Genomic DNA, 24,394 nt, shown 5'->3' with positions numbered 1-24,394 from the left:
GGAAGGTGAGCTCAATCCAGTCCGGCCGTTCTGCGCATGCTCTTGTAGCTGCTGTCGACAGCGCTGGGATCCATGGGCCCCATTTTCTCCAGGTAAGCCTGCAGCAGCCCGGAAGATCGCTTGTCGCCCAGTTCGCCTGCCACTGCGATGGATGCGGCAACAGGGAAGGGAACACCTCCGGTTGCGGCGCTGCTCACGCCGAAGAGGTACGCAGAGAATGGGCTTGGATGGAACTTCAGCAGCTCCCCGGCGGTGACATGAGCATCAATGAAGTCCTGTTGAAACCTGTCGCGAAGCTCGGGAGAGGCTTGAAAGGCTTCCAGGATGTTTTCGGCGCCAGACGAGGCTGTCAGCGATTCAAGCATCTGCAGTTGCCTGTCAACATAGAAGGCCTTTGCTTTTGTATCCCCCTTCTCTGCTTTGGCCTTCAACGCCTCCGTAGACAGATTCCGGGCCTCAATCCATTCCTTTGCTGTCGGGAACCCAAGTGCCGCCACTTCAGCGGCCGGCATTGCATCCAGACCCGAGAAGATATTGTTGTAGCGGGTGGATAGCGCACTCAGGTGCCGATGATCTTCTTCAGAGAAATGGCCCCTGTCCTCAAGCCACTGGAGCTCCGATGACGGCCGCTGGATTTCATCAGTGCCACTCTGCGCCGGCGCCGTCTCTGCCTGCAGTGCGGATTGATCAGGTTGTGGCGTCTGGACTGCTGATGGCTGGCATGCGCAGACAAAAAGCGCTGCGACGACGAGGGAAACAAGATGTCTGGCGGAGTAACCCTTGTTCATGGATTGCACCTATCTGATTCAGTCGCTGAAGGGAATCTGACGCTTGAGGTAGTGCATCGGGTTCCTCGATGCATATGGCGTGTCCTGCAGAGAGCCGCTTCGATGGTGATGCATGATTCTGGCAATCACCATCGGGAATTGCTGGCGAGGCGGCCAGGGAGAATCCGGTTGACAGTGCTCCGGGCCCCAGTAGACACCGTTGCTCTTTGGGAGCAACGCCAACACACCTCAATCCCTGGGCCGCATCCGCTCGTGGACGAAAGCAGTAAGTGCAATATCAGCCATCACCAGCCCCTCCATCACCCGGTCGCCCACGTACTGCTCGGGCTCGCCGTTCTGGCGCGTGCGTTCGGCCGCCAGCAGGATCTCCTGCACGATGCGCTGGCCCGTGAGTGCGCAATCGGCGTCGGACAGGGAAATCTGCCGGCTGCGCAGCAGGTGGCGTTCGGGCCAGGGTTGGCCGTCGGCGGCAGCGCCGGCACCGATGGCGTGCAGGACGGCGATGAGGCTGGTGGGGTCCAGGGCAGGGCCGGGTGATGGCGGCTGCTGGATGGGGCGCGGGGGAGGGGAGTGCGGCTTGGTCATGGCAGGCTCCGTGCATGCAGGCAGAAGCCGCCACCGATAAAGGTGGCGGACAGGGCGTGGCTCGAAAACCGGTGCTAGACAAAGCCGGCGGGCACGAGGCCCCCACGCCCCGCCCGCCATAGCCGGCAGACGGATTGCCAGCCGGCACCACGCAGGGTGATGCCGGCTGGCAAGCGCAAACTTACGTCTAGCAATCCGGGTTTTCGAGTCCCGACCACCGATGCACGGTGGCGGGGTAACGATTACCTGCTGCTGTGAGGATTGCCAAGGGGTGGGGGCCAATGCCGCCAAAACCCGAGACGTTTTTGGCATTGTCGCATAGGGGCGGTGCTTCCACAGGCCTTGGGGCGAAAGGCTTCCGGTGCCTACACCGCCGCGTCACCCGTTTCTCCGGAAGGAGGATTCTGGGTGTGGCATATGCGACATGGCTCGTCTGGTTGCAGGTTGGCTTGTTGGCCGAATCCGGCCGTCCTGATCCGGCCGTCCTGGTATCGCGCTGCATCAACCGGGCAAGCCAGAGATGCGGTGCCGTGCAGAGAGGCGTGGGGTCATTCCATCAGGGAGGTTTCATGAGAAGCATCTCGATGCTCCTGCTCCTGCTCCTGCTCGCGCTTGCCAGCCCGGTGGCAACGGCCGCGGAGGGCGCTCTCGCAGCGCTTGCAAGGATGAAAGGGACCGCGCTGGCGCCGGTCGCGGCAGCGTGCGCTGCGCAGCCCGGCTTCCGGATGGGGCCTGATCATCTGCGCGGAGGGGGGATCTGGGGCGATGCAAGGAATGAAGATTCTCCGCCGTCAGTTGATCTACGTCCAAGTTCACCAGGGCCAGCTTGTTGTGCGCGTCGTCTCGCCGCATAACGCGCGAGGTGCGGAGGCCCCTCGGGGTGATCAGTGCGTTCGGGCCGCGGCCGTAGGAAAAGCCCTACCGCTCATTGCGGGGTTTACTGACCTGCGCGTATCGAAATCTCGGTGCAGAATCGGCGGCGCTGCATGAACGGATTGTTCATTTTCGCCAGGGGAACGCTATGGGATCCAGGTGGTTGCGGTTCGCGCCAGTATTGCTGTGCGTTGTTGCTTCGTCTGTTGCTGCCCAGCAGCTTGTGCAACCGGAATCGGAGTACGCGAACAAGGTTGGCAAGGCACAACAGATGGGGCGCCTTGACGAGAAGACCTTCGGCGAGAACATCTCACTGTTCAATGGTCAGCTCAGCTTTTCGGTAACCGATATCGCGATCCCAGGAAATGCCGGGCCTCCAGTGGAACTGGTCCGGAAGCGCTCGATAAGCGAGCGCTATCTCTATCAGGACAGCAAACCTGGCGATCTTGCCGGCTTCTACGATTGGGACATCGATATCCCGCATCTTGAGGGCGTGTTCAGCGCCCGTGGGTGGGTGGTTGGGCCCGACAACGACGCTTCGCGCTTTCAAAGGTGTTCCCAGCAGAAAAAGCCCTACATCGGCGACGGCATGGGCAGCTTTCCGGAAGCCGCATTCTGGAATGGATATGGATTGAATCTCCCCGGCGATGGGACATCGCAGATGCTGGTGGCTTCTGCCGGCGTGCCAATGCCTGCCGATGGGCTGACTTATGCATGGGTTACGACGGGTAATGTCCGGATCCGTTGTCTGCCACAGACGCAGAATGGAGTCCCGGGCGAGGCCTTTCTTGCATTGGCGCCGGATGGGACCAAGTACTACCTGAACTGGGTGGTCACCCGGGAAATGCCGTTGTTCAGCTATAGGGACAATCCGCTGGCGCCGACCCGCGTTCTTTCGCGCAGCCATGTGTTCTTTCTGGCGACTCGGGTTGAAGATCGCTTCGGCAACTGGGTCAACTATGGCTACTCAGGCGACAAGCTCACCTCGATCAGCAGCAGTGATGGGCGATCGATAAGCATTGCCTACAACGGCGAACGAATCTCCAGCGCTTCGGCAAATGGTCGCACGTGGACCTATCAGTACCGCGAGCCAGGTGCCCTTGGATCGCGCATCGACGGTGGCTTGGCGGCGGTGGTGCAGCCTGACGGCACTCGCTGGACCTACACGGTTACAGGCACCCTCAGGCCGCCCACGTTTGGTCCTACACAAGAAGGGTCAGAATGTGATCCGCGAATGGGAACCGTGTACGGACCCTACAGTTACACCGTAGGTCACCCATCAGGTGCTACCGCAGCCTACTCGCTTGCCTATCGCTATTTTTACCGGGCGACCGACATAAGCCCCTGCTCGTCGCCGGAACAGATTCCCTATACAGGAGTCTGGAGCCTGCAGCAGCGCACGATCAGCGGTGCCGGCCTGCCCGCGATGACGACGTCCTACTCCATCCAGGACGGATTCTCCGCCGGTGGTCGGTGGACGACGATTACCCAGCCGGACAGCAGCGTCGTGAGCTACCGCTTCGGGGTGCGGCCGCGCATCGATGAAGGAAAGATTCTGGAAACGCGCACCGCCAACGCTGCAGGAGCCACGCTGGAGGGTGTGACCTACCAATACCTGGCCAAGGAGGACGCCGCAGGGCAGTTCATTCCTCTGGTGGGGCAGTCGCTGAGCATCATGACGCCCGCGGAGGGCCTTATCCAGCCGCAGAAGCTGGCAGTAACCCTCCGTGAGGGAACGTCCTACACCGAACGGGTAGATCGCTTCGACGCATTTGCAAGGCCGGTGGAAACCTACAGTGGCAGCGATGTCGGTGTATCCAAGGACCGGACTACGTTCCATGACGATCTCTCTTCCTGGACATTGGGACAGAAGGCACGTGTCGTCGATATCGACACCGGGATCGAGCAAAGCCGGACTGAGTACAATGCCCAATCGCTTCCACAAACGACCTGGCTGTTTGGCAAGCTGAAACAGACGCTTGCGTACGACGCATTGGGCAACGTGGTGCAGGCGAAGGATGGCAACGGCAACATCACGCAGATGCAGGACTACAAGCGGGGTACTCCCCGCCGCGTTGTCTACGCGGATGGCACCAGCATCTCTGCCACGGTAGACGACAATGGCTGGTTGCTGAGCAAGACCGACGAAACAGCAGCAACGACGGTATTTGCCTACGATGCGATGGGACGCGTGAGCCTGATCCGCTATCCGTCGGATGACACCGTTGGCTGGAACGATACCGTCATCAATCACCAACGTACTGCCAGTACTGAGCGAGGCTTGGCTGCTGGCCATTGGCGAGAAATCGAGGCAACAGGGAATGCGCGTCGGATTACCTATCGCGACGCACTCCTGCGTCCAGTGCTGAGGGAGGAGTACGACGCGACAAATCGAAGTTCCACGCTGAGGCAGGTGATAAACGCGTACGACCACGCGGGAAGAACCACCTTCCAGTCCAATCCGGGCCGCTATCGTCTGGGGGAGCCGTGATGAGCATCCTGATGAATTCGGCGCTCACTGAGCGACTGGGCTGGATTCGTGCCATGGCAGTAGTGGTTCTGGTTCTGGCGGCCAGCCCCGCCGCGTATGCCCAGGCATGGGTGAAGCTGACCGGCCCCGCGCAGACGGTGTATACCGCGCCCGCTACCGTCAGCATGACGGTCGGGTATGGCAGCACCAACGGCGGGCCGAAATCGGAGTACATCGACAACGTACGCCTGACACAGAACGGAGTTCTGCTCAGCAATTTCGCCAACGGAACCTACACCGTTCACGGACTCCCACCTGGTACGTACCAGTACATGCTGACCGCCCAGGGCATCCGCAATCTCAACGGTGAGGAAATTGTCCGGTCGTTGCAGAGCGGCCCGGTGGTCATCACGGTCAACCCACCGCCTGCACCGGTAGATTCCGCTGAGAAGGTTGCTGTATCGCTCAATACAAATCGGGTGGTCGCGGGACAGCCGTTCGTCGCAACTGTGACCATGAGGAACACGGGTGAAACCACCTGGTCACCGGGGGGAGGCTATGCGCTGAGCATGCCGGACAACGGACTGGTCTACTGGAACGCAGCGAGCTCAGCCGTTCCCGCGGTCATACCTCCAGGTCAGAGCGCAACTTTCAACGTCACGCTCACACCCAGCACAGGGGCTGCCAATGGAGGCTGGTATGGCGTGACTTTCCAGATGCAGCGAAACGGAAGCTGGTTTGGTCTGAGTACAGGCCAGATTGGATTCTTTGTGTGGCAGCCGGTGAACAGCGCCGAGTTTCAGAGTCAGAGCGTTGCGCCTGCAATGAAAACGGGTAGCACCCAGACGGCGGTCGTCAGGATGAAGAACACCGGCGACACGGTGTGGCAACCGGGCACCCATTGGTTGGGCGCGCAGAACCCGACCGACTCCACCCAATGGGGAGGGGCGCGTACAGCGCTTCCACGGGCCGTAGCGCCAGGGGAAGTTGTGGATATCGCTGTCCCGCTGCAGGCGCCAGCGACGCCAGGAAACTACAACTTCCAGCGGCAGATGTGGGCGGATGGCAAAGGATGGTTTGGCCCTGCGACGTCGAATGTAGTGATCAGTGTGACGGCGCCGGTAAACAATGCGCGTACGGAGGAAGGAGGAGGCATCCCGATTGAAGTGCAGGCAGGGAGCACTGTCCAGATGCGTCTTCGCTTTCGAAACACTGGCGAGACGACCTGGAGTAGTGGTGCAGGCTACAGCCTTGCAACGGAAAGCCCTTCGGACAATACCGTCTGGGGCGCAGCGCGAATCCCCCTGCCGCATGATGTTCCACCGAATGGAATCGTCGAGTTCCTGTTCTCCATAACCGCGCCATCCACGGCAGGCCAGTATCCTCTCCAGTGGAGGATGAATCAGGAGGGCGTGGGACGCTTCGGAGACGCTACCGCCAGCACAAACACTCGCGTGGTGCTTCCACCATTGAAGGGTGTCTGGACCGAATACGATGCCCTGGGACGGGTGACATCGATTTCAAAGGATACTGACGCGGGACTCGCAACGACCGTTGTGGCCTACGAGCCCGGGAATCGGAGAACGACGACCGACCCTCGGGGAGCTACCACGAGATTCCAGTATCAGGCTTTCGGTTCCCCTATCCAGTCGGATGTGATCGCAATCAGTGCGCCCGAGGGGCAGTTCACTGATATCCCCCGCGACAGATATGGGCGCCCGACTGCCATCGTGCGCAGGGATGCTACTGGCAGCATCCAGTTGCGTAGAACTCTGGTTTACGGCGAGGGCGGAAGCCTGTGCAAGTCGATCGAACCGGAGTCTGGCAGCACAGTGATGGGATATGACGGAGGCGACAATACCATCTGGACAGCGAGCGGCTTGGATCTTCCGGATCCGGGCAATTGCGATATAGCTGCCGCCCATGGCTCGCCTCGTCGTGTCGATCTGACTTATGACGCTCGCAATCGAGTGTCTACGCTCTCCTTCCCCGATGGCAATGGCAATCAGATCTGGACCTATGCCGCAGATGGGTTGCCTGCGCGCATCTCTACGGCGAATGATGGAGGAGCCAATCACACTATCAATGCCTACAGCTACAACAAGCGCAGGCTGCTGATTGGAGAGTCGAGTTCACAGGAGGGATGGTACACATGGGGACTTGGCTATTCCTACGATGCCAACGGCTCGCGTAGCGGGATCCAGTATCCCAGTGGCCTGTATGTGGCCTTGGCGCCTGATGCTCTTGGCCGGGCAACCCGGGTTGGAGACTACGTGCTTGGCGCGTCCCATCACCCGGCAGGTGTTGCAAGCCGCTTCACGTATGGTAATGGCATCAGGTTCGAGCAGGACCTGAACGTCCGGGGGCTCCCGGCACGCCTCAGTGCGCTTCCGAATGTCAGCACTCTGAACTACGACTACGATCTGAATGGGAACGTTGTCACGATTGCCGAAATCGGACAGGGCAGCCGCAGCCGCACGATGATGTATGACGGTTTGGATCGTCTCACCCAGGCCACCTCCGCCGCCTTTGGGGGTGATGGTGTTGTTCGTTTCACGTATGACGTCCTGGACAATATGCAGAGCGCAAAGCTTGCAGGTCGCAAGGATCATTCTTACTACTATGACCAGCACAATCGCTTGACCAACGTCAGATCCAGTGCCGGTGCGACAACGATGGGGCTGTCCTATGATGTGCAAGGCAACCTGTCGATGCGGAACGGACAGAGCTTTGTCTTCGACATAGGCAATCGAATGAGACAGGCGCCGGGCCCTGAGACGTATCGCTACGATGCGCTCGGTCGGCGCGTGCTGGCATGGTTGCAGGGGAGCGGTTCCATTCACTCGATGTACGACAGGGAAGGAAGGCTCCGTCGCCAGCAGAGCGAGCGTGATGGGATATCCAGAGAGTACCTCTACCTGGGAGAGCTGCTGGTCGCGACATTGGAGACTGGAAGTGATGGCGTGACCCGGCCCAAGTACCAGCATCTCGATGCGCTGGGATCGCCCGTTGCGGTCACAGACACGGCCGCAGCCGTAGTCCAGAGAAGCGTTTACGATCCTTATGGGGAATTGCTGGAGCGCCCTCTTTCTGATGGCGTCGGCTATGCTGGCCATGTGAGCGACAGCACTAATGGTCTGTCCTACATGCAGCAGCGCTACTATGATCCGCAGGTGGGGCGGTTCCTGTCAGTGGATCCAATCGCCGTCCATAGAACTCCAGCGGGATCCTTCAATCGTTACTGGTACGCCGACAACAATCCGTACCGATATGTTGATCCTGATGGCCGTTCCAGCATGAATCTGTTCGGCGACCACGATCCGGCGGGGTTGAGAAGGGCTGGAGACGCGGTAGATTCCCGCTCAATGTTTACGCTCACCGCTCATGCAAATCCAGATCTGGTACAGGACCAGCGCAACTCGATGCGCTACACGGACTTTAAGTCGTCGGAGTCCCTTGATCGTGCTCGAAGTGACTTCGGCTTGAAACGTGGGCAAACCGTATTTATGGCTGCGTGTCATTTAGGCGTGGCCCCAATAGGATTGAACAAGTCAATTGGCCAGCTATGGGCCGATCTGAACGATTCCACCGTCTATGCGCCGAGTGGTTTTGTCATGTATCCCACAAACTACTCAGGGGGGCCTGTTACCCTGCGAGTTAACATGCAGCAAGATGGCAAGGGCGCGCCAGGTGTCTGGAATCGATTGACTCCAGGCGGTACGGGAAGTTCAGGGCCAGCCATCAAGACGATTCGATTCAATGCAAACGGCTCGACGACCATAACGTTTGCTGGATCACAGACTGGAAGTAGGCTTCCTCTTACTCAGACCATCGGAAAACCAAAATGACAAGCCTCAAGGCTTCGTTGTCAACTTGGCTGATGTTGCTTCTTTCGGCATGTAGCAATTCCGGCGGAGGCTCTTCCGAGAAAGCCGCAGGCGATGTGATCGCAGGGAGCAGAAGCGAAAGCTATGGCCCCGAATCCGCAGCACAGATGGAAGCCAAGGCCCGCTCTGGCGATGGGCACGCTCAGGCGTTGGTGGAAAATCACTACCGCGAGATGGGCGATGCAGCGCTCTACAGGCAATGGATGGAGGAGGGGGTTTCGAGAGGAGATCCTGCGGCGATGCAGCGCCTCGCTTCCCATCTCATTTCCTTGGGGGGAAGCGAGAATTGCCGCCGGGCTGAGGTGATGCTCGTGCGCGCGCGCGGGCTTGTGACGGACGACGACGCGTCGTTCCTTGGAGCACTCGACTCCACGATGCGACGGCTGAAGGGCGAGCTACCGGGTAGCACGCCCTGCAAGTAACGGCCGCGGGGAAGCGCTGATCTTCCTCCTTATCAGTATCAGTTGATGATCTCCCCACTCCCCGAAGCAACAAACGCCCTCAACTGCCGAACGAATTCCGGGTCATAGAGCTCCCACTCCGTAATCTCCCCCACAATCCGCAATGGCTGCGCACTCCGATACGACCGGGTCGGGTTCCCGGGAAACTTCTTGTTGGTCACGTTCGGATCGTCCTCGAACGGCCCGGTCGGCTCCACCACATACACACGCGGCCGCCCTTCGCCGCGGGCCATCTCCGCAGCCAACCCGGCGCCCTTGGCAACCGTAGTGAAGTAGATGTGGTTCATCACCACGCTGTCGCGATAGTTGGAGCGGAAGCCCGCGCTCAGCAGCTTGCCCACCGTGAGGTCAGCGCGGGTGCCGTGGTAGAACGGCCCGGCGACCTGGTCGCAGGTGTCATGCGAAACGGGTGTCCATTCGGTGTCCTGTGCCATCGGCACTGCCCCTGCGTGTCCTGCCGGATCGACAGGCCGGCGAGTCTAGGGCGCCCGGTGGGCCTTGCGGCAAGGCCCCATCCGCGAAATACTCTGTAAGTGGGAGGCGCGGTGCGCCTCCTTTTTTCATTCTGCGGCGCCGCGCCCTTCCAGTTCGCGCACGGCCGTTTCCAGCGCATCCAGCTTCTCGCGGGTCTTCAGCAGCACGGCGCGCTGCACTTCGAACTCTTCGCGGGTAACCAGGTCGAGCTTGGCCAGGCCGGCCTGCAGCGCGCTCTTGAAGGTGGCCTGCAGTTCCTCGCGCGATTCGCGCAGTCCCGGCGGCACCAGGTCGCTGAGGCGACGGGCGAGGTCATCGATGTGGTTCAGGTCGATCATGGGGTGCTCCGTGGGGGTGGGCCCGTGCATTCGGCGCGGGCAGGCCAATCGGCACAAGGATACTGCCGGCACCTACTGCCCGGACAGGCGGCAGCGGCTTCGCACGGGCCGCGTTCAGGCGCTATCCTCCACGCCGGAAGACAGGAGATAGACGATGAAGATGGTCATGGCGGTGATCAAGCCGTTCAAGCTCGACGACGTGCGCGAAGCGCTGGCCGAGCGTGGGGTTACCGGGATCACGGTGACGGAAGTGAAGGGCTTTGGTCGCCAGAAGGGCCATACCGAGCTGTACCGTGGTGCGGAGTACGTGGTCGATTTTCTGCCGAAGGTGAAGCTGGAAGTGGCGGTGACCGATGACCAGGTGGAGGCGGTGGTTGAGGCCATCGTGAAAGCTGCGGGCACCGGCAAGATTGGTGACGGCAAGGTGTTCGTGTACGACCTGGGTAGCGTGGTGCGTATTCGTACCGGTGAGTTGGACGCGGACGCGTTGTAACCTGGTTTTGTAGAGTGGAGCCATGCCCGACTGCATTTCGCGCGATGCAGGAAGAGCGGTCGAGCAAGCTCGACGTCTACAGGTGAAGCAGGTAAAGCGGTCGAGCAAGCTCGACCCCTACCAATGCAAAGCAGTTACCGGCGCTTTGCCCACCTGTAGAACCGCTTCCAGCCCTGGCGCACGGCCGCCACCCAGCCCGGGTCGGCCACCAGCGCGGCCTGCGCGGCACTCGGCGCCTGGCCGGTCACGCGCTGGCGGATCTTCAGCAGGTTCTTCATGTCGCTGCGGCGCATCTGCCGGCTCAGCGGGCCGCGGCGCAGCCAGCGGGGTACGCGCCAGGCCGAGGTGAAGTCGAGCAGCACGGGCACGCCGCCGCTGACCACCACGTTGGTGCCATGCAGGTCGTTGTGGGTGATGCCGGCCGCGTGCAGGCGGCTGAGCGCGTGCTGCAGCTGCTCGAATACGTCGTTGCCGACGGCCTGGGCGGTGCTGAGGGTCTGGCCGGGAATGAACTCCATGCCCAGTGCCAGGCCACCGAGGGTGCCGAGCAGGGCCGGGGCGTGTTTCCAGCCGCCGAGACGCTGCAGCATGCGCGCTTCACGGCGCACCATCAGCCGGGCGATCAGTGAAACGGGAGTACCGCGGTAGCGGGAGTAGTCCTTGATGACCGCTTCGCGCCCGTCCAGGCAGGTGCGGTAGACGTCTGGGGCGAGGAAGCGTTTGCCGCGCTTGAGCAGCAGCGGCGCCGCAGCGTCATCGCCGCAGGAGGAGGGGGGCAGTGCAGGGAGATACATGTCGGGGTCTCGGTCGACCCGGTGGGTGGCGCAAAGCGTCAAGCGAACCGGTGTTACAGGAAGTTACTAAGCATTCGTTAATTTTAGTACTCGCCAGTTCGCTAATCGACGATTTGTCGGAGAAATGTCGGGGTCGTGGCTGGAACAGTTCGTCACGCGGAATCGGACAATCATGTCTCACTTATAGGGGTCGTCCTGTTGGATCAACAGGTTGCGCGCGCTTCTGGCCCATTCATCGGCGTCGCGCTGAACGCAACGCACGCCCGGCTTGACCCCGGCGCACGGCCTGCCGACCATAAGCTGTTAACACGCGACATCGGCGGCCGCCCCCTCCGGCACGTCCCCGTCCCCTGCCGCGCTCCCACCGGTGCTGGCCGCCAGGCCGTGCATCGCCCCGTTTCCCGTTCCGGCCGCGGCTGGAGGAAAGTGCTTTGATCATCAAAATCGTCATTGCAGCGCTGTTCGTGGCCTGCGTGCTGTACATCCACTTCCGTGGCAAGGTCCGCGCGCGCTGGTCGCGCCAGCTGCTGGACCACTCCAGTTTCATGGCCCCGATCAACGTGGTCATGTACATGTTCTCGAAGGTGCCGACCACGCCGTTCCTGGACCCGGCCAAGGAGTTCCCGCAGCTGGAGCCGCTGCGCCAGAACTGGCAGATGATCCGCGATGAGGCACTGGCGCTGCGCGATGCGCAGAAGATCGCTGCCTCCAGCACGTTCAACGACGCTGGCTTCAATTCGTTCTTCCGTCGTGGCTGGAAGCGCTTCTACCTGAAGTGGTACGGCCCGTCGCACCCGTCGGCGGAGACGATGTGCCCCAAGACCACCGCACTGCTGGAATCGCTGCCGGACGTGCGCGCGGCGATGTTCGCCCAGCTGCCGTCGGGCAGTGAGTTGCGTCCGCACCGCGATCCGTTCGCCGGTTCGCTGCGCCTGCACCTGGGCCTGGCCACGCCCAACAACGACGGCTGCTACATCGAAGTGGACGGCATCAAGAAGAGCTGGCGCGATGGCGAGTGGATGATGTTCGACGAGACCTACATCCACCATGCGCACAACGAGACGCCGGATGATCGCGTGATCCTGTTCTGCGACATCGCCCGGCCGCTGCACTTCGGCCTGCCCGGCCTGTTCAACCGTGCGGTGGCGGCTACGCTGCTGGCCGGTGGTGCGTCGCCGAACCTGCCGGGTGACCCGACCGGCGGCGTCAACAAGGCGTTCGGCAGCGTGTACAAGGTGCGGCTGAAGGCCAAGGCGCTGCGCGAGCGCAGCGTGGTGGCCTACCAGCTGATCAAGTGGGGCCTGGTGGTGGCGGTGATTGCCGGTATCTGGGCGCTCTGATCGTTGCATGAGGTTGCCGGCCAACGGCCGGCACTACCGGAACATGAAAAAACCCGCGCCGTCACCAGCGCGGGTTTTTCTTTTGCATGGGTAGGTGCCAACCTTGGTTGGCGCGCTTTCTGATCAGTTCTTCAGCGCCGCCTGCACGAACGGCGGGGTCACCAGCACGCCGGTGTGCAGCGCGGCGGTGTAGTACAGGGTGTTGAAGGTCTTGGCGGCCGAGTCGGCCTGGCGGAAGTCGAAGCTGCTGTCGCCCTTGCGCGCCATGGTCACGCTCCACCAGCCGGTGGGGTAGCACGGCTGCGGGAAAGGCAGGGTCTTGAACGAGCCGAAGCCGGCCTTGCCCATCTCGGTGCGCATTTCGTTGATCAGGTCCAGCTGCATCAGCGGCGATTCGGACTGCTGCACCAGGATGCCGTCGTCCTTCAGGGCCTTGAAGCAGCTCTCGTAGAAGGCCTTGTTGAACAGGCCTTCGCCCGGGCCGACCGGGTCGGTCGAATCGACGATCACCACGTCCACGCTGCCGGCCGGGCAGTTGGCCATGTAGGCCACGCCGTCGTCGAACAGCAGCTCGGCGCGGGCGTCGTCGTTGGAATCGCACAGTTCCGGGAAGTGCTTGCGCGCCATCACCGTGACCTGCTCGTCGATATCGCACTGGGTCACGCTCTCCACGCCGCTGTGCTTGAGCACTTCGCGCAGGGTGCCGCAGTCGCCGCCACCGATGATCACCACGCGCTTGGGCGCGGCGTGGGTGAACAGCACCGGGTGGCTGATCATCTCGTGGTAGAAGAAGTTGTCCTTGCTGGTCAGCATGATGGCCCCGTCGATGGTCATCAGGTTGCCCCAGTCAGTGGTCTGGAAGATCTCGATCTTCTGGAACGGCGACTGCACCTCGTCCAGCTTGGCGGTGATGCGATAGCCGATGGCCGAGCCGGTGCGCTCGAAGTGTTCGATGTACCAGTTGTTGCTGTCAGTCATTGGAAAACAGTCCTGTTCGGAGGGGTGAAGCCGGGCTGGCGGGCGGGGCCGCGTGGCACAGATGCCACATCCGGACGGATCGGCCCGTTCAGGTTGGAACCTGTCACGGGCGCGGGCGCGCATGATAACGAACCTGTGGGCATATAGGCGTTATCATGCCCCCCCTTTTATTGCCAACAAGGCCGACTGAAATGACCGATTGGTCCCTCGACCAAGCCCGCAAGACCTACTCGATCCCGCATTGGGCGGACGGTTACTTCGACGTGGATCAGGCCGGGCACATGGTGGTGAGACCGACCGGGGCGGACGGCCCGGTGGTGTCGCTGCCCAAGGTGGTCGATGCGGCGCGTGCGGCCGGTGCCAAGCTGCCGCTGCTGGTGCGCTTCCCGGACATCCTCGGCCAGCGCCTGGGCAAGCTGCAGGCGGCCTTCGGCCAGGCCCAGCAGGACTGGGAATACAGTGGCGGCTACACCGCCGTGTACCCGATCAAGGTCAACCAGACCCGTGGCGTGGCCGGCACCCTGGCCAGCCACCATGGCGAGGGCTTCGGCCTTGAAGCGGGCAGCAAGCCCGAGCTGATGGCCGTGCTGGCGCTGTCGCGCCCGGGTGGCCTGATCGTCTGCAACGGCTACAAGGACCGCGAGTACATCCGCCTGGCCCTGATCGGCCGCAAGCTGGGCCTGCAGACCTTCATCGTCATCGAGAAGCCGTCCGAGCTGAAGCTGGTGCTGGAAGAGTCCAAGGCGCTGGACGTGAAGCCGGGCCTGGGCGTGCGCATGCGCCTGGCCTCGCTGGGCGCTGGCAAGTGGCAGAACAGTGGTGGCGACAAGGCCAAGTTCGGCCTGTCGCCGCGCCAGCTGCTGGACCTGTGGAAGTCGCTGCGTGACACCGAGTACGCCGACTGCCTGAACCTGCTGCACTTCCACATGGGGTCGCAGATCTCCAACGTGCGCGACATCGCCAACGGCATGCGCGAAGCCACCCGCTACTTCGTGGAGCTGTCGCGCCTGGGCGCGAAGATCACCCATGTCGACGTGGGCGGTGGCCTGGGCGTGGACTATGAAGGCACCCGTTCGCGCAGCTTCTGCTCGATCAACTACGGCCTGCATTCCTACGCCAGCAACATCGTGCAGCCGCTGGCCAATGCCTGCGAAGAGTTCGGCCTGACCCCGCCGCGCATCGTCACCGAGTGCGGCCGCGCGATGACCGCGCACCACGCGGTGCTGATCGCCAACGTGTCGGAAGTGGAAGAGGCGCAGGAAGGCCGCGTGCCGGACCAGCACGACGATGAGCCGGCGGCGATCCGCCACCTGCGCGAGATCCACGACGAGCTGGACGTGCGCCCGGCGGTGGAACTGTTCCAGGAAGCACAGCACTTCCACGCCGAAGGTCTGGCCAGCTACGCGCTGGGCCAGATCGACCTGCCGCAGCGTGCGCGCATCGACGATCTGTTCTACGCCATCGCCCACGGCGTGCGTGCGCGCCTGAGCTATGACGAGAAGAGCCATCGCCCGGTGCTGGACGAGTTGAACGAGCGCCTGGTCGACAAGTACTTCGTCAACTTCAGCGTGTTCGAATCGATCCCGGACGTATGGGCGATCGACCAGGTGTTCCCGATCGTGCCGATCGAGCGCCTGGACGAAACCCCGGACCGTCGCGGCATCATCGCCGACATGACCTGCGACTCGGACGGCATGGTGGAAACCTATGTCGAGAACGAGAGCCTGGACAGCTCGCTGCCGCTGCACAAGATGAAGCCGGGCGAGAGCTATCGCATCGGTTTCTTCATGGTCGGCGCCTACCAGGAAATCCTGGGCGACATCCACAACCTGTTCGGCGACACCGACGCGGTGGAAGTGCTGGCCGATGCCGATGGCTATGCCATCACCCAGCAGCGCCGTGGCGATACCACCGACGTGATGCTGGACTACGTGGGCTACCGCCTGGATGAACTGCGTGCCACCTACGCACAGCGCGTGGCCGAAGCCCAGCTGTCGCCGGAACGTGCGCAGGAACTGTCGGACGCGCTGGAGGCCGGCCTGACCGGTTACACCTACCTGTCCGACGAACCGCTGGTCTGAGGTCAACGGGAACGCCGGGCATGGCCCGGCGCTACCGGCCCCGATGAGCGCACGCGCGATCTTCCACCTGTTCCTGCATGCCGCCGTGCCAGCCCTGCTGGCATGGCTGTTCTGGCGCAAGCGCTTCGCTTCGGCGTGGCTGCTGATGCTGCTGGGCTGGATCATCGATCTGGACCACCTGCTGGCCGATCCGATCTACGCGCCAAACCGGTGCAGCATCGGCTTCCACCCGTTGCACACCGCGCCGGCCATCGCGGTCTATGCCGGTCTGTGCGTGCCGAAGAAGACGCGGTTGTTTGGCATCGGGTTGATGATCCACATCGTGCTGGACGCGATCGATTGCTGGTGGATGCACCACCGCTGATGGGTGACGCGCTGGGCCGAGCCCACGCCCGGCTGCGCCTGGGGCCGTCCGGCCCCGACCTAGTCAGCCGGCGCCAGCGGCAGTTCCAGCCGCGCGCGCAATCCGGGGTTTTCGTTCGACAGGCGCAGTGAGCCGCCGTGGCTGGCGGCGATGTCGGCTGCGATAGCCAGCCCCAGGCCGCTGCCTTCCACCCGCTCGTCCAGGCGCACGCCACGCTGCAACACACTCTCCAGCTTGGCCTCGTCCAGGCCGGGGCCGTCGTCGCGCACTTCAATGTGCAGCCGGTCCTGCTGGGCCAGGGCGCGCAGCCGCACATCGTGGCGGGCCCACTTGCCGGCGTTGTCCAGCAGGTTGCCCAGCATTTCTTCCAGATCGGTCACGGCGCCGGCGAAGGCCAGCCCGGGGGCCACGTCCACCCGGAAGTGGATGCCACGGCCGGCGTGCACGCGGGTCATCAGCCGGCACAGCGCTTCGGCGGCGGGGGCCACCTCGCTGCGCTGCCGGTGGTCCACCGCCAGGCCGGCGGCCAGATAGCGGTCGATGCTGGCGCGCATGCGCGCACCCTGCTCGTGCAGCGTACGCCGCCAGTCGCGGCCGTCGCCCTGTGTCTCGGCGGCCAGCACGCTCAGCGGCGTCTTCAGTGCATGGGCGAGATCTTCCGCGCTGCTGCGTGCACGCGCCACCATGCGCTGGTGGTGGTCGAGCAGGGCGTCCAGTTCATCGGCCAGCGGTGCGATCTCCATATCGAGCTGGCGGCGGTCGATACGTTCGGCTTCGCCACGCCGGATGCGCTCAAGCTGCTGGCGCAGTCCGCGCAGCGGGCGCAGCCCGAAATGGACCTGGCTGGCCAGCACCGCCAGCCACGCGGCCACCAGCACCGCCAGCGCAATCGCGGTGCGTTGGCGGAACGCGGCAACGTCGGCATCCAGTGCGCTGCGGTCGTTGGCCACCACGGCAACATAGGCCTGCGCCGCGCGCGGCAGGCGCACCTGCTGCACGCGGGCACGCAGTGATTGCTGCATCGGCCCGGGCAGGTTGCGCTGGGTCGGGCCGTCGGCGGTGGCGGCCAGGGTCTGGTCCCACAGCGAGCGCGACTGCAGCAGCACCTTGCCCTGCTGGTCCGCGATCTGCCAGTACGCACCGGAGAACACCCGCTGGAAGCGGGCGTCGTTCGGTTCCTGGCGCAGGCGCAGCTGCCCTTCCGGGTCCACTTCGGCCTGCGCCAGCAGGGTCAGCATGTCCTGCTGCAGTTCGTGGTCGAGGCGGTCGCGCGCGCTGCGCTTGAACAGCTCGCCCAGCAGGACGCTGGCCAGTACCGAGACCAGCACCAGGCCGACGCCGGCGACCAGCAGCAGCCGGCGGCGCAGCGAAGGCTGGCGCGCGCTCATGCCTCGGCCAGCCGCCAACCCTGGCCACGCACGGTATGGATGAGGTCGGTGCCCAGCTTGCGGCGCACCCGCCCGAGCAGGACGTCCAGCGCGTTGGAATCGGGATCGTAGCCGCCTTCGAAGATCTGCTCGCCGAGGCGGTCGCGGCTGATCACGCTGCCGCTGTGGTGGATGAAGTAGCTCAACACGCGGAACTCCTGCGGACTCAGCGCCAGCGCCTGCCCATCCAGCTCGAAGCGCCCGGCGTTGACGTCCAGCTGCAACGGGCCGCACTGCAGGCGCGGGTTGGCATGGCCATGGCTGCGGCGGATCAGGGCGCGCAGGCGCAGCACCAGTTCGTCGGCCTGGAAGGGCTTGGTGAGGTAGTCGTCGGCGCCGGCATCGAAGCCTGCCAGTTTGTCGTGCCAGCGCCCGCGTGCGGTCAGCACCAGCACCGGGAAGCTGCGGCCATTGCCACGCCAGCGCTCGATCACGCTCAGCCCGTCCAGGCCGGGCAGGCCCAGATCGACGATCGCAGCCTGCAGGTCCTCGATCTGGCCGATCTCCTCGGCGTGGCGCCCGTCAGCCACCGTGTGCACGACGTAGCCGGCCTGTTCCAGCAAAGGCACCAGCCGTTGAACCAGCGCCGCATCGTCTTCGGCCAGCAGGATACGCATCAGTCGTCCAGCTCCGTCTTCAGCAGCTTTCCATTGCGCGCATCATAATCCAGCTCCACCACCACGCCGTCGGTGCGCAGGATCTCCACCTCGTAGACGCCGTCGTCCAGCTCTACTTCCAGCAGCTGGCCCGGATAGCGCCGGAGCGCATCACGCACCACGCCTTCCAGCGGCACATAACGGCCCTGCTGCACGGCACGGCGCGCAACCTGCTGCGCCGGGTCCTGCGTCGGAGCGGCAGCGTTCGGGGCGCCGGCCAGGGCCAGCAGCAGGGCGAGGGTGGGGAGCATCGTGACTGCGCCAGGAAGGGGAACCGGCGCGAGTATGCCGATGGCGACTAACGATTGCCTAACAGCTGCGGCTAAGGCGCTGTTAACCGGGGCATGCATCGTGGCGGTGCCGGGATGATCCGGCCACGAACAGGAGAACCCCCATGTTGAAGTCGCTCACTCTCGCCACCGTCGCTGCGCTGGCCATCGTACCGGCCGCGCAGGCCGCGCCGCTGGGCATGGCCCAGGTCGAACAGACCCTGCGCAAGGCCGGCTACACCCAGATCCACGAGATCGAGCGCGATGACGGCCTGTGGGAGGCAGACGTGAGCCGTGCCGATGGCCGCTTCAGCGAGGTCTATGTGGATCCGAAGACCGGCGAGATCTTCGATGAGCACAGCAGCCGCGCGCTGTTGACCACCGAGCAGGTGCTGGCACGGGCGCAGTCGCATGGCCTGCGCGAGATCCATTCGCTGGAACGCGACGGCGCGACCTGGTCGCTGGAAGCGCGCAATGCCCGCAACCAGAAGGTGGAGGTGCGCCTGAGCGGTTATGACGGCCGCATCCTGCACAGCGAGCGCGATGGCTGGCTGGATTGATTCGCGTGCCGGTAGGTGCCGACCTTGGTCGGCCCGCCTCCCGCGCGCGGTGTTACCAACCGTACGGCGGCGGGTAATCCCAGCCCGGGCCGCGGCCGTAGTAGCCGCCGTATGGGCCGAAGAAGCCCGGGCCCTTGCCTTCACTCACGTGGATGTTGAGGTTGAGCCCGTGGGTCTTGCCTTCATCGGTGGTGTAGTTCTTGCTGAGGTTCAGCGTGGCGGCGTTGTAGTGGCTGTTGCCGCCGTTCTTGGAATAGCCGATGCCGGTGGTGAAGCTGCCGGACACCTTGACCTTGTCGTCGGTCACGTCGGCGATCCTGGCGTCGTCGTGAACGCGGGGGCCGCTCTTGTCGCCGTAGTAGGTGCCGGGCGGGTCCTGCTGCAGGGCCGGGTCGTTGAGGTAGCGCATCGGCGCCTGCGGCAGCGACAGGTCCAGGCCGGCCGCCTGCGGCGCGGTGGCGCCCGCAGCAGACTGGGCCAGCACGGTTCCCGGCAGGGCCAGGCACAGCAGCAGGGTCAGGGGGCGGATCATGACGGCGCTCCAGCGGACAGGTGGCCACGCAACACGCGGCGGTACAGGCCGACGCTAGCAGGGGTTGCTTGAATGATGCCTGTCGGCGGCCGCTTGCGGTAGATCCGGGCCTGCTCGATTGCGGCCTCTGTAGAGTCGAGCCCTGCTCGACTGCTCCTGCCGACAGCAGTCGAGCAGGGCTCGACTCTACAAAAGGTGGGCGCTACGGCAACCGTTCAAAGCTGAACAGCCCTTCCAGCGCATGCTTCCGCCGCTCGATGCGGGCCCGCAGCAGCTGTGCGCCGATCATCGAGTAGGTGATGCCATTGCCGCCGTAGGCCATGGCGAAATGAACCCGGGGGCCCCACTGAGCGTGCGGGCCGAAGAACGGCAGGCCGTCCGCGGTCTCGGCGAAGGTGCCGGCCCAGGAGAAGGCCGGCACCGGATCCAGTCGTGGGAACCAGTGCAGCAGCTGTTTCATCAGTTTGTCGGCCTTGCGCTCTACGCGCCGGTCGCGGCGGGCGGGGATGTCGATGGCATCGTCCAGCCCGCCCACCAGCAGGCGGCGGTCGCCAGTGGCGCGCAGGTACAGATAGGGGCGGGCGCTCTCCCACACCATCGTGTTGCGCAGCCGGCCCAGCATGTCCGCATCGATCGGATCGGTGATGAAGGCGTAACTGCTGCGGTTGCGTGCAACCCGCTGTTCGAGCCAGCGCTGGTTGGCATAGCCCATGGCCAGCACCACGTGGCGGGCGTGGACGGTGGCGCCGGCCTCGGTCAGCGCACGCACACCTCGCGGGCCCGGCGCGAGCGTGTGCAGCACGCTACGGTCATGCACGTGGCCGCCACGCCGGCGCACGCGTTGCAGCAACCCATAGGTCAGCCGGTAAGGGTCGACCCGTGCCGCCTGGCGGGTCAGCAGCGCGCCACCGGCATCCACGTCGAAGCGTTCCCGCAGCGCCTCCGGGCCCAGCCAGCGCGCATCCAGGCCGATGCCGCGCCGCGCGGCACCCTCGGCCATCAGGCGTGGCACGTCGCGATGGCGGCTGGCCAGGTACAGGCTGTCCATGCGCTGGAAGTCCACGTCCTTCAGGCCACGCGTCACGTCGCCCAGGGCCGGGATCGCCTCCGCGCAGGCCCGGTAAGCCAGTGCAGCGGCGTCCTGCCCGTAGCGTTCGGTCAGTTCCAGCAGGTGGGTATCGATCTCGTACTGCAGCAGCGCGGTACTGGCGGCGGTGCTGCCCCAGCCGATGTCGCGCTGCTCGATCACCGCCACGTCGTGCCCATGGTGGGACAACTCGTCGGCGATCAGCGCACCGGTGATGCCACCGCCGACCACCAGCACGTCGCAGCGCAGGTCCTCCTGCAACGGCGGGAAGGCGTGTATCAGGCCGTTGCGTACCGCCCACCACGGGTAGCCACTCTTCAGGTCCATGCGCGGCGCTGCTCAGGCAGTGGGGTGGCCGGTGTGCGGGGTCTGGATCAGTTCGGACAGATCGAAGCCCTGCAGGCGAGCCGCCGCCAGATAATGGTCCTGCACGGTCGCGTCCAGCCGCGGCTCGCGCGCCAGCAGCCACAGGTACTTGCGGTCCGGGCTGCCGACCAGCGACACGCTGTAGTCCGGGGCGATCTGGATCACCCAGTAGTCGCCCTTGGCGAACGGCAGCCAGCGCAGGCCCTTGGGCAGGAAGCTCACTTCCAGGCGCGCGCTGTCGTTGTCGACGGCACAGGCCTCGCCACTGGCCTCCTCGATCTCGCCGTCCATGCGGCAGCGGTTGGTGACGCCGACGTTGCCGTTGTCGAGCAGGGTGTAGTGCGCCGACACGTCGGTGCAGCCTTCCGGCTCGTGGCGCATCGGCAGGCGCGCGATCTCGTACCAGGTGCCCAGGTAGCGGGGCAGCTTGAGGTCGGCGACGGTCTTCAGCGGTGGGTGGTCGGTCATCGGCGGTGGTGGCAGGGGGGGGCCTCCACGATGCCGATGGCCTTGCCATGGGCGGGTGAAGCCGGGGCGATGGCCGTGTCCAGAACGTTCCGTCGCCCCGACGGAGTGCGCGTTGTCATCGGCGTGGCGGTATCCTGCCGCCAGCGCCGTGTTTTCCTGATCCAACCGAGGTGGAGGTGCCGATGTACCAGGTGATCCTGTTGAAGAGTGAATCCGCGTTCGCACGCGAGCAGTGGCCGCAGGTCGATGACCTGGTCGACTACGAAGGCGTGAGCTACAGCCTGCGCGCCGGCCCGCGCCAGCCGTTGCCGACCGACCATGACTGGCACCCGGTGGCGGTGTATGCGCCCGACGAGATCACCGAGGAAGAGTTCCAGGACTGGTACGCGCTGCAGCAGCCGACCGTGGAAGAGCTGCGGTTGAAGTACTGATGCTCGACGCTGCCGGGGCTGCCCACCCGCCCTTTATCGGCGGTGCCGTATAGTCGCGCGCAGGCGCGGTGGTCCGCGCGAACCGGTGTGGCTGGCGTGTCTTCTTTCCTGCGATCGATCCGTGCACGGGGCCCCTGGCTGGTCCTGCTGCTGTGCAGCGTCTTCCTGCTGTCCGCGCCGGTGCTGGCGCAGGACGAGGACCCCACGCCGAAGCAGCAACTGGCGGATATCGATGCGAAGCTGAAGGAAGTCGACCGCAAGCGTGGTGATGCTGCGGCCATCGAAACATTGGCCATGTTGTCCGATGACGCTTCGAAAGCGCGACGTGACGCCGAGGCGCTGGAGAAGTCGCTGCAGCCGCAGCTGGACCGCCTCGACGAGCAGCTGGCCCAGCTGGGCACGCCTGCCGAGGGCGCCACCGAGCCGCCCGAACTGGCGGCGCAACGGCGCACCCTCAACAAGCAGCGCGACGGACTGGCCGCATCGGTGGCCCAGGCGAAGACCAGTGCCGTGCGCGCCCAGCAGCTGGCGACCGATATCGACCAGCAGCGCGCCGCGCAACGTACCGAGGAGCTGGGGCAGAAGGTCGCCTCACCGCTGTCGCCTGCGCTGTGGAGCAAGGTGGCCGAGCGCCTGCCGATTGATATCGCACGGGTTGCGCCGTTGGCCGAGCAGGGACGCGATGCGTTCGTCGCCGGTATCCGCGCCAATGGCTGGGGCACGCCGTTGCTGGGCCTGGTGGCCGCGCTGGTGATGATGTTCCCGCTTCGGTTGTGGCTACGCCGCCTGGGGCGGCAGTTCGCTGCGTCCGACCGTGCGCCCGATGGCCGTCTGCGCCGTTCCGGGCTGGCCATGTGGTTGTTGCTGGTGGGCACGCTGCTGCCCGGCTATGCGGTGGTGGTGTTCATCGCCTCGCTCAACGCCATCGGTGCGATTGCGCCGCGCCTGCAGAACGTGGCCGACGGAGTGCAGCAGGCCACCTTCGCCGCCGCGTTCATCGCTGCGCTCAGTGCCTGCCTGCTGGTGCCGTCGCGGCCGTCGTGGCGGCTGCTGAACCTGGATGACACCGCCGCGCTGAAACTGCGCAAGTACGCCTGGGGCGCGGCAGCGTTGGCCTGGCTGAGCACGGTGCTGGTGGCCATCGACCGGGCTACGCGCACCAGCGATGTCACCACGGTGGCGCTGGACGGTGTGATCGCGCTGACCTACCTGGGCCTGATCATGGCCATGCTGGTGACGCTGGCGCGGCTGCACCGCCGGCAGACAGCCGAGGCCGAAGCCAAACTGGAAGCGCAGGCCGACGGGCAGGGCCCGAGCACGCCGGTGCGGCGCAGCAGCTGGCTGGTGCTGGCGCGCGTGGCAGGCAACATCGCGGTGGTGGCGGCCATTGTTGCGACGCTGCTGGGCTACGTGAATTTCGCCAAGTTCGTGAACCAGCAGCTGATCGGTGGCAGCATCGTGGTGCTGGCGGCGACCCTGTTGTTCAAGTTCGTTGATGATCTGAGCACCTGGATGCTCAATGCTGACAGCAAGGTCGGCCAGACCATCCTGCTCAGCACAGGGCTGAGCGTGTCGCGGCTGGAGCAGGCGGGCGTGCTGCTGTCGGCCATGTTGCGGAGCCTGGTGGTGCTGGTTGCGCTGCTGGCCCTTGCCGCGCCGTTTGGCAACGTTGGGACGATCGTCGAACGTATCGCCTCGCTGTCCAATGGTATTGAGATCAACAAGGACCTGACGCTGCAGCCCGGCCGCATCGTCACCGGCGTGCTGGTGCTGCTGGTGGGCATGGGGCTGACCCAGCTGCTGCAGCGCTGGCTGACCGATACCTATCTGCCCAAGACCGAACTGGATCTGGGCGCGCGCAACTCGATCAGCACCATCGCCGGTTACGTCGGCATCATCCTGGTGGGCCTGTGGGCGCTGACCGCGATGGGCTTGAACCTGAAGAACCTGGCGTTGCTGGTCAGCGCGCTGTCGGTGGGTATCGGTTTCGGCCTGCAGGCGATCATCCAGAACTTCGTCTCGGGCCTGATCCTGCTGGCCGAGCGCCCGGTGAAGATCGGCGACTGGGTGAAGCTGGGTGATCAGGAAGGCGACATCCGCCGCATCAACGTGCGTTCGACTGAGATCCAGGTGGGCGACCGGTCAACGCTGATCGTGCCGAACTCGGAGCTGATCACCAAGACGATCCGCAACATGACGATGGGCAACAACCAGGGCCGCATCCAGATCCAGTTCGCGGTGCCGCCCAGCACCGATGTCGGCAATCTGCGCCAGGCGCTGCTGGATGCGTACACCGCGCATACCAACGTGCTGAAGCAGCCGGCGCCGACGGTCTACATCGACAGCATTGCCGGTGGCCAGATCACGATGAACAGTTTCGCCTACGTGGCCAGTCCGCGGCAGGTCTACGCGACGCGCAGCGATCTGTATTTCAGCCTGCTGCAGATCCTGGCGGAGCGGAATATTCCGTTGTCGACCCCGACCGATATCCACATCACCCGCGATCCGCAGGAGTAGGGGGTTCTTTGCAGGGCTGCGCCCTGCACCCGCTACAGGCCAGAGCAAAGGCAACAGCAACAGCAACAGCGTGCATTCCGTGGGATGGCGGGGTGGATCCGGTTGCGGGGGACGCCGTAAACCCGTCCATGGGGGCTTGGCCGCGGCATCCATGC

At 64.3% G+C, this 24,394-nt stretch carries 22 protein-coding genes; 10 read left to right on the top strand and 12 right to left on the bottom strand.

Features of this window, described 5'->3' with window-relative positions; genetic code table 11:
* Window positions 1-11 precede the first annotated feature (11 nt).
* On the bottom strand, window positions 12-788 hold the full coding sequence (locus O0J73_RS10405; protein WP_308308645.1) for a hypothetical protein: 777 nt from the start codon (window positions 786-788) through the stop codon (window positions 12-14).
* Window positions 789-1,016: 228 nt separating this feature from the next.
* The gene (locus tag O0J73_RS10400) at window positions 1,017-1,373 is read right to left on the bottom strand and encodes a hypothetical protein (protein WP_197564497.1); all 357 of its coding nucleotides are present in this window, start codon (window positions 1,371-1,373) and stop codon (window positions 1,017-1,019) included.
* 1,144 nt (window positions 1,374-2,517) lie between these two features.
* Between O0J73_RS10400 and O0J73_RS10395 the strand changes: the two genes are divergently transcribed.
* Genes O0J73_RS10395 through O0J73_RS10385 form a run of 3 tightly spaced genes read left to right on the top strand, consistent with a single transcriptional unit; the run spans window position 2,518 to window position 9,025 of the window.
* Entirely contained in the window at window positions 2,518-4,737 is a 2,220-nt protein-coding gene (locus O0J73_RS10395; protein WP_308308644.1) for a hypothetical protein, read from the top strand.
* Window positions 4,737-8,564, top strand: coding sequence for an RHS repeat-associated core domain-containing protein (locus O0J73_RS10390; protein ID WP_308308643.1), 3,828 nt, complete (start codon window positions 4,737-4,739; stop codon window positions 8,562-8,564). The genes O0J73_RS10395 and O0J73_RS10390 overlap by 1 nt, the downstream gene beginning before the upstream one ends.
* Entirely contained in the window at window positions 8,561-9,025 is a 465-nt protein-coding gene (locus O0J73_RS10385; protein ID WP_154582911.1) for a hypothetical protein, read from the top strand. Before O0J73_RS10390 ends, O0J73_RS10385 begins: the two co-directional genes overlap by 4 nt.
* 38 nt (window positions 9,026-9,063) lie before the next feature.
* On the opposite strand, the gene arr is transcribed toward O0J73_RS10385, so the two are convergent.
* Both arr and O0J73_RS10375 read right to left on the bottom strand, forming a co-directional pair.
* Entirely contained in the window at window positions 9,064-9,498 is a 435-nt protein-coding gene (gene arr, locus O0J73_RS10380; RefSeq protein WP_308308642.1) for an NAD(+)--rifampin ADP-ribosyltransferase, read from the bottom strand.
* A gap of 126 nt (window positions 9,499-9,624) precedes the next feature.
* On the bottom strand, window positions 9,625-9,876 hold the full coding sequence (locus O0J73_RS10375) for an accessory factor UbiK family protein (protein ID WP_049456468.1): 252 nt from the start codon (window positions 9,874-9,876) through the stop codon (window positions 9,625-9,627).
* A gap of 154 nt (window positions 9,877-10,030) precedes the next feature.
* On the opposite strand from O0J73_RS10375, the gene O0J73_RS10370 reads away from it, so the two are divergent.
* Window positions 10,031-10,369: a P-II family nitrogen regulator gene (locus O0J73_RS10370; protein ID WP_005411374.1), complete on the top strand. Its 339-nt coding sequence runs from the start codon at window positions 10,031-10,033 to the stop codon at window positions 10,367-10,369.
* A 134-nt stretch (window positions 10,370-10,503) separates the two neighbouring features.
* Here O0J73_RS10370 and O0J73_RS10365 read toward each other — a convergent pair whose 3' ends face one another.
* On the bottom strand, window positions 10,504-11,163 hold the full coding sequence (locus O0J73_RS10365) for an RIO1 family regulatory kinase/ATPase (RefSeq protein WP_164242815.1): 660 nt from the start codon (window positions 11,161-11,163) through the stop codon (window positions 10,504-10,506).
* A gap of 434 nt (window positions 11,164-11,597) precedes the next feature.
* Here O0J73_RS10365 and O0J73_RS10360 point away from each other — a divergent pair, with 434 nt between their 5' ends.
* Window positions 11,598-12,503 carry an aspartyl/asparaginyl beta-hydroxylase domain-containing protein gene (locus O0J73_RS10360; protein ID WP_308308649.1) on the top strand — a complete coding sequence of 302 codons (906 nt, stop codon included), beginning with the start codon at window positions 11,598-11,600 and terminating at the stop codon, window positions 12,501-12,503.
* Window positions 12,504-12,626: 123 nt separating this feature from the next.
* On the opposite strand, the gene speE is transcribed toward O0J73_RS10360, so the two are convergent.
* Complete coding sequence (gene speE / locus O0J73_RS10355; RefSeq protein ID WP_197564026.1) at window positions 12,627-13,481, bottom strand: polyamine aminopropyltransferase; 855 nt, start codon at window positions 13,479-13,481, stop codon at window positions 12,627-12,629.
* A 191-nt stretch (window positions 13,482-13,672) separates the two neighbouring features.
* Here speE and speA point away from each other — a divergent pair, with 191 nt between their 5' ends.
* Both speA and O0J73_RS10345 read left to right on the top strand, forming a co-directional pair.
* Window positions 13,673-15,562, top strand: a complete 1,890-nt coding sequence (gene speA / locus O0J73_RS10350; RefSeq protein WP_133935788.1) for an arginine decarboxylase — start codon at window positions 13,673-13,675, stop codon at window positions 15,560-15,562.
* 43 nt (window positions 15,563-15,605) lie between these two features.
* Window positions 15,606-15,926 carry a DUF6122 family protein gene (locus O0J73_RS10345; protein ID WP_006474656.1) on the top strand — a complete coding sequence of 107 codons (321 nt, stop codon included), beginning with the start codon at window positions 15,606-15,608 and terminating at the stop codon, window positions 15,924-15,926.
* Between the two features lie 59 nt (window positions 15,927-15,985).
* On the opposite strand, the gene O0J73_RS10340 is transcribed toward O0J73_RS10345, so the two are convergent.
* From O0J73_RS10340 to O0J73_RS10330, 3 genes are read right to left on the bottom strand one after another with little or no spacing between them, the layout of a single operon-like run.
* Complete coding sequence (locus O0J73_RS10340; protein ID WP_006474654.1) at window positions 15,986-17,314, bottom strand: ATP-binding protein; 1,329 nt, start codon at window positions 17,312-17,314, stop codon at window positions 15,986-15,988.
* Window positions 17,311-17,970, bottom strand: coding sequence for a response regulator transcription factor (locus O0J73_RS10335; RefSeq protein ID WP_308308641.1), 660 nt, complete (start codon window positions 17,968-17,970; stop codon window positions 17,311-17,313). Before O0J73_RS10335 ends, O0J73_RS10340 begins: the two co-directional genes overlap by 4 nt.
* The gene (locus tag O0J73_RS10330; RefSeq protein WP_008267113.1) at window positions 17,970-18,260 is read right to left on the bottom strand and encodes a PepSY domain-containing protein; all 291 of its coding nucleotides are present in this window, start codon (window positions 18,258-18,260) and stop codon (window positions 17,970-17,972) included. The genes O0J73_RS10335 and O0J73_RS10330 overlap by 1 nt, the downstream gene beginning before the upstream one ends.
* A 143-nt stretch (window positions 18,261-18,403) precedes the next feature.
* On the opposite strand from O0J73_RS10330, the gene O0J73_RS10325 reads away from it, so the two are divergent.
* Window positions 18,404-18,838, top strand: coding sequence for a PepSY domain-containing protein (locus tag O0J73_RS10325; protein ID WP_006474649.1), 435 nt, complete (start codon window positions 18,404-18,406; stop codon window positions 18,836-18,838).
* A 52-nt stretch (window positions 18,839-18,890) separates the two neighbouring features.
* On the opposite strand, the gene O0J73_RS10320 is transcribed toward O0J73_RS10325, so the two are convergent.
* The 3 genes from O0J73_RS10320 to O0J73_RS10310 form a co-directional block, all read right to left on the bottom strand.
* Window positions 18,891-19,370 (bottom strand): hypothetical protein, encoded by a 480-nt coding sequence (locus tag O0J73_RS10320; protein WP_006474647.1) that lies wholly within the window; start codon window positions 19,368-19,370, stop codon window positions 18,891-18,893.
* A gap of 202 nt (window positions 19,371-19,572) precedes the next feature.
* On the bottom strand, window positions 19,573-20,784 hold the full coding sequence (locus O0J73_RS10315) for an FAD-dependent oxidoreductase (protein WP_308308640.1): 1,212 nt from the start codon (window positions 20,782-20,784) through the stop codon (window positions 19,573-19,575).
* A 12-nt stretch (window positions 20,785-20,796) separates the two neighbouring features.
* Window positions 20,797-21,291, bottom strand: coding sequence for a lipocalin family protein (locus O0J73_RS10310; RefSeq protein ID WP_049457567.1), 495 nt, complete (start codon window positions 21,289-21,291; stop codon window positions 20,797-20,799).
* Window positions 21,292-21,473: 182 nt separating this feature from the next.
* Here O0J73_RS10310 and O0J73_RS10305 point away from each other — a divergent pair, with 182 nt between their 5' ends.
* Both O0J73_RS10305 and O0J73_RS10300 read left to right on the top strand, forming a co-directional pair.
* Window positions 21,474-21,722, top strand: a complete 249-nt coding sequence (locus O0J73_RS10305) for a hypothetical protein (RefSeq protein WP_006474562.1) — start codon at window positions 21,474-21,476, stop codon at window positions 21,720-21,722.
* An 87-nt stretch (window positions 21,723-21,809) separates the two neighbouring features.
* Complete coding sequence (locus O0J73_RS10300) at window positions 21,810-24,239, top strand: DUF3772 domain-containing protein (protein WP_197564021.1); 2,430 nt, start codon at window positions 21,810-21,812, stop codon at window positions 24,237-24,239.
* The last annotated feature ends 155 nt before the right edge of the window (window positions 24,240-24,394 follow it).

The sequence above is a fragment of the Stenotrophomonas sp. Sm6012 genome (assembly GCF_030985895.1).
Lineage (GTDB): Bacteria > Pseudomonadota > Gammaproteobacteria > Xanthomonadales > Xanthomonadaceae > Stenotrophomonas > Stenotrophomonas forensis.
The sequence above is the reverse complement of the archived record's forward strand: the minus strand, read 5'-3'. Positions and strand labels throughout refer to the sequence as shown.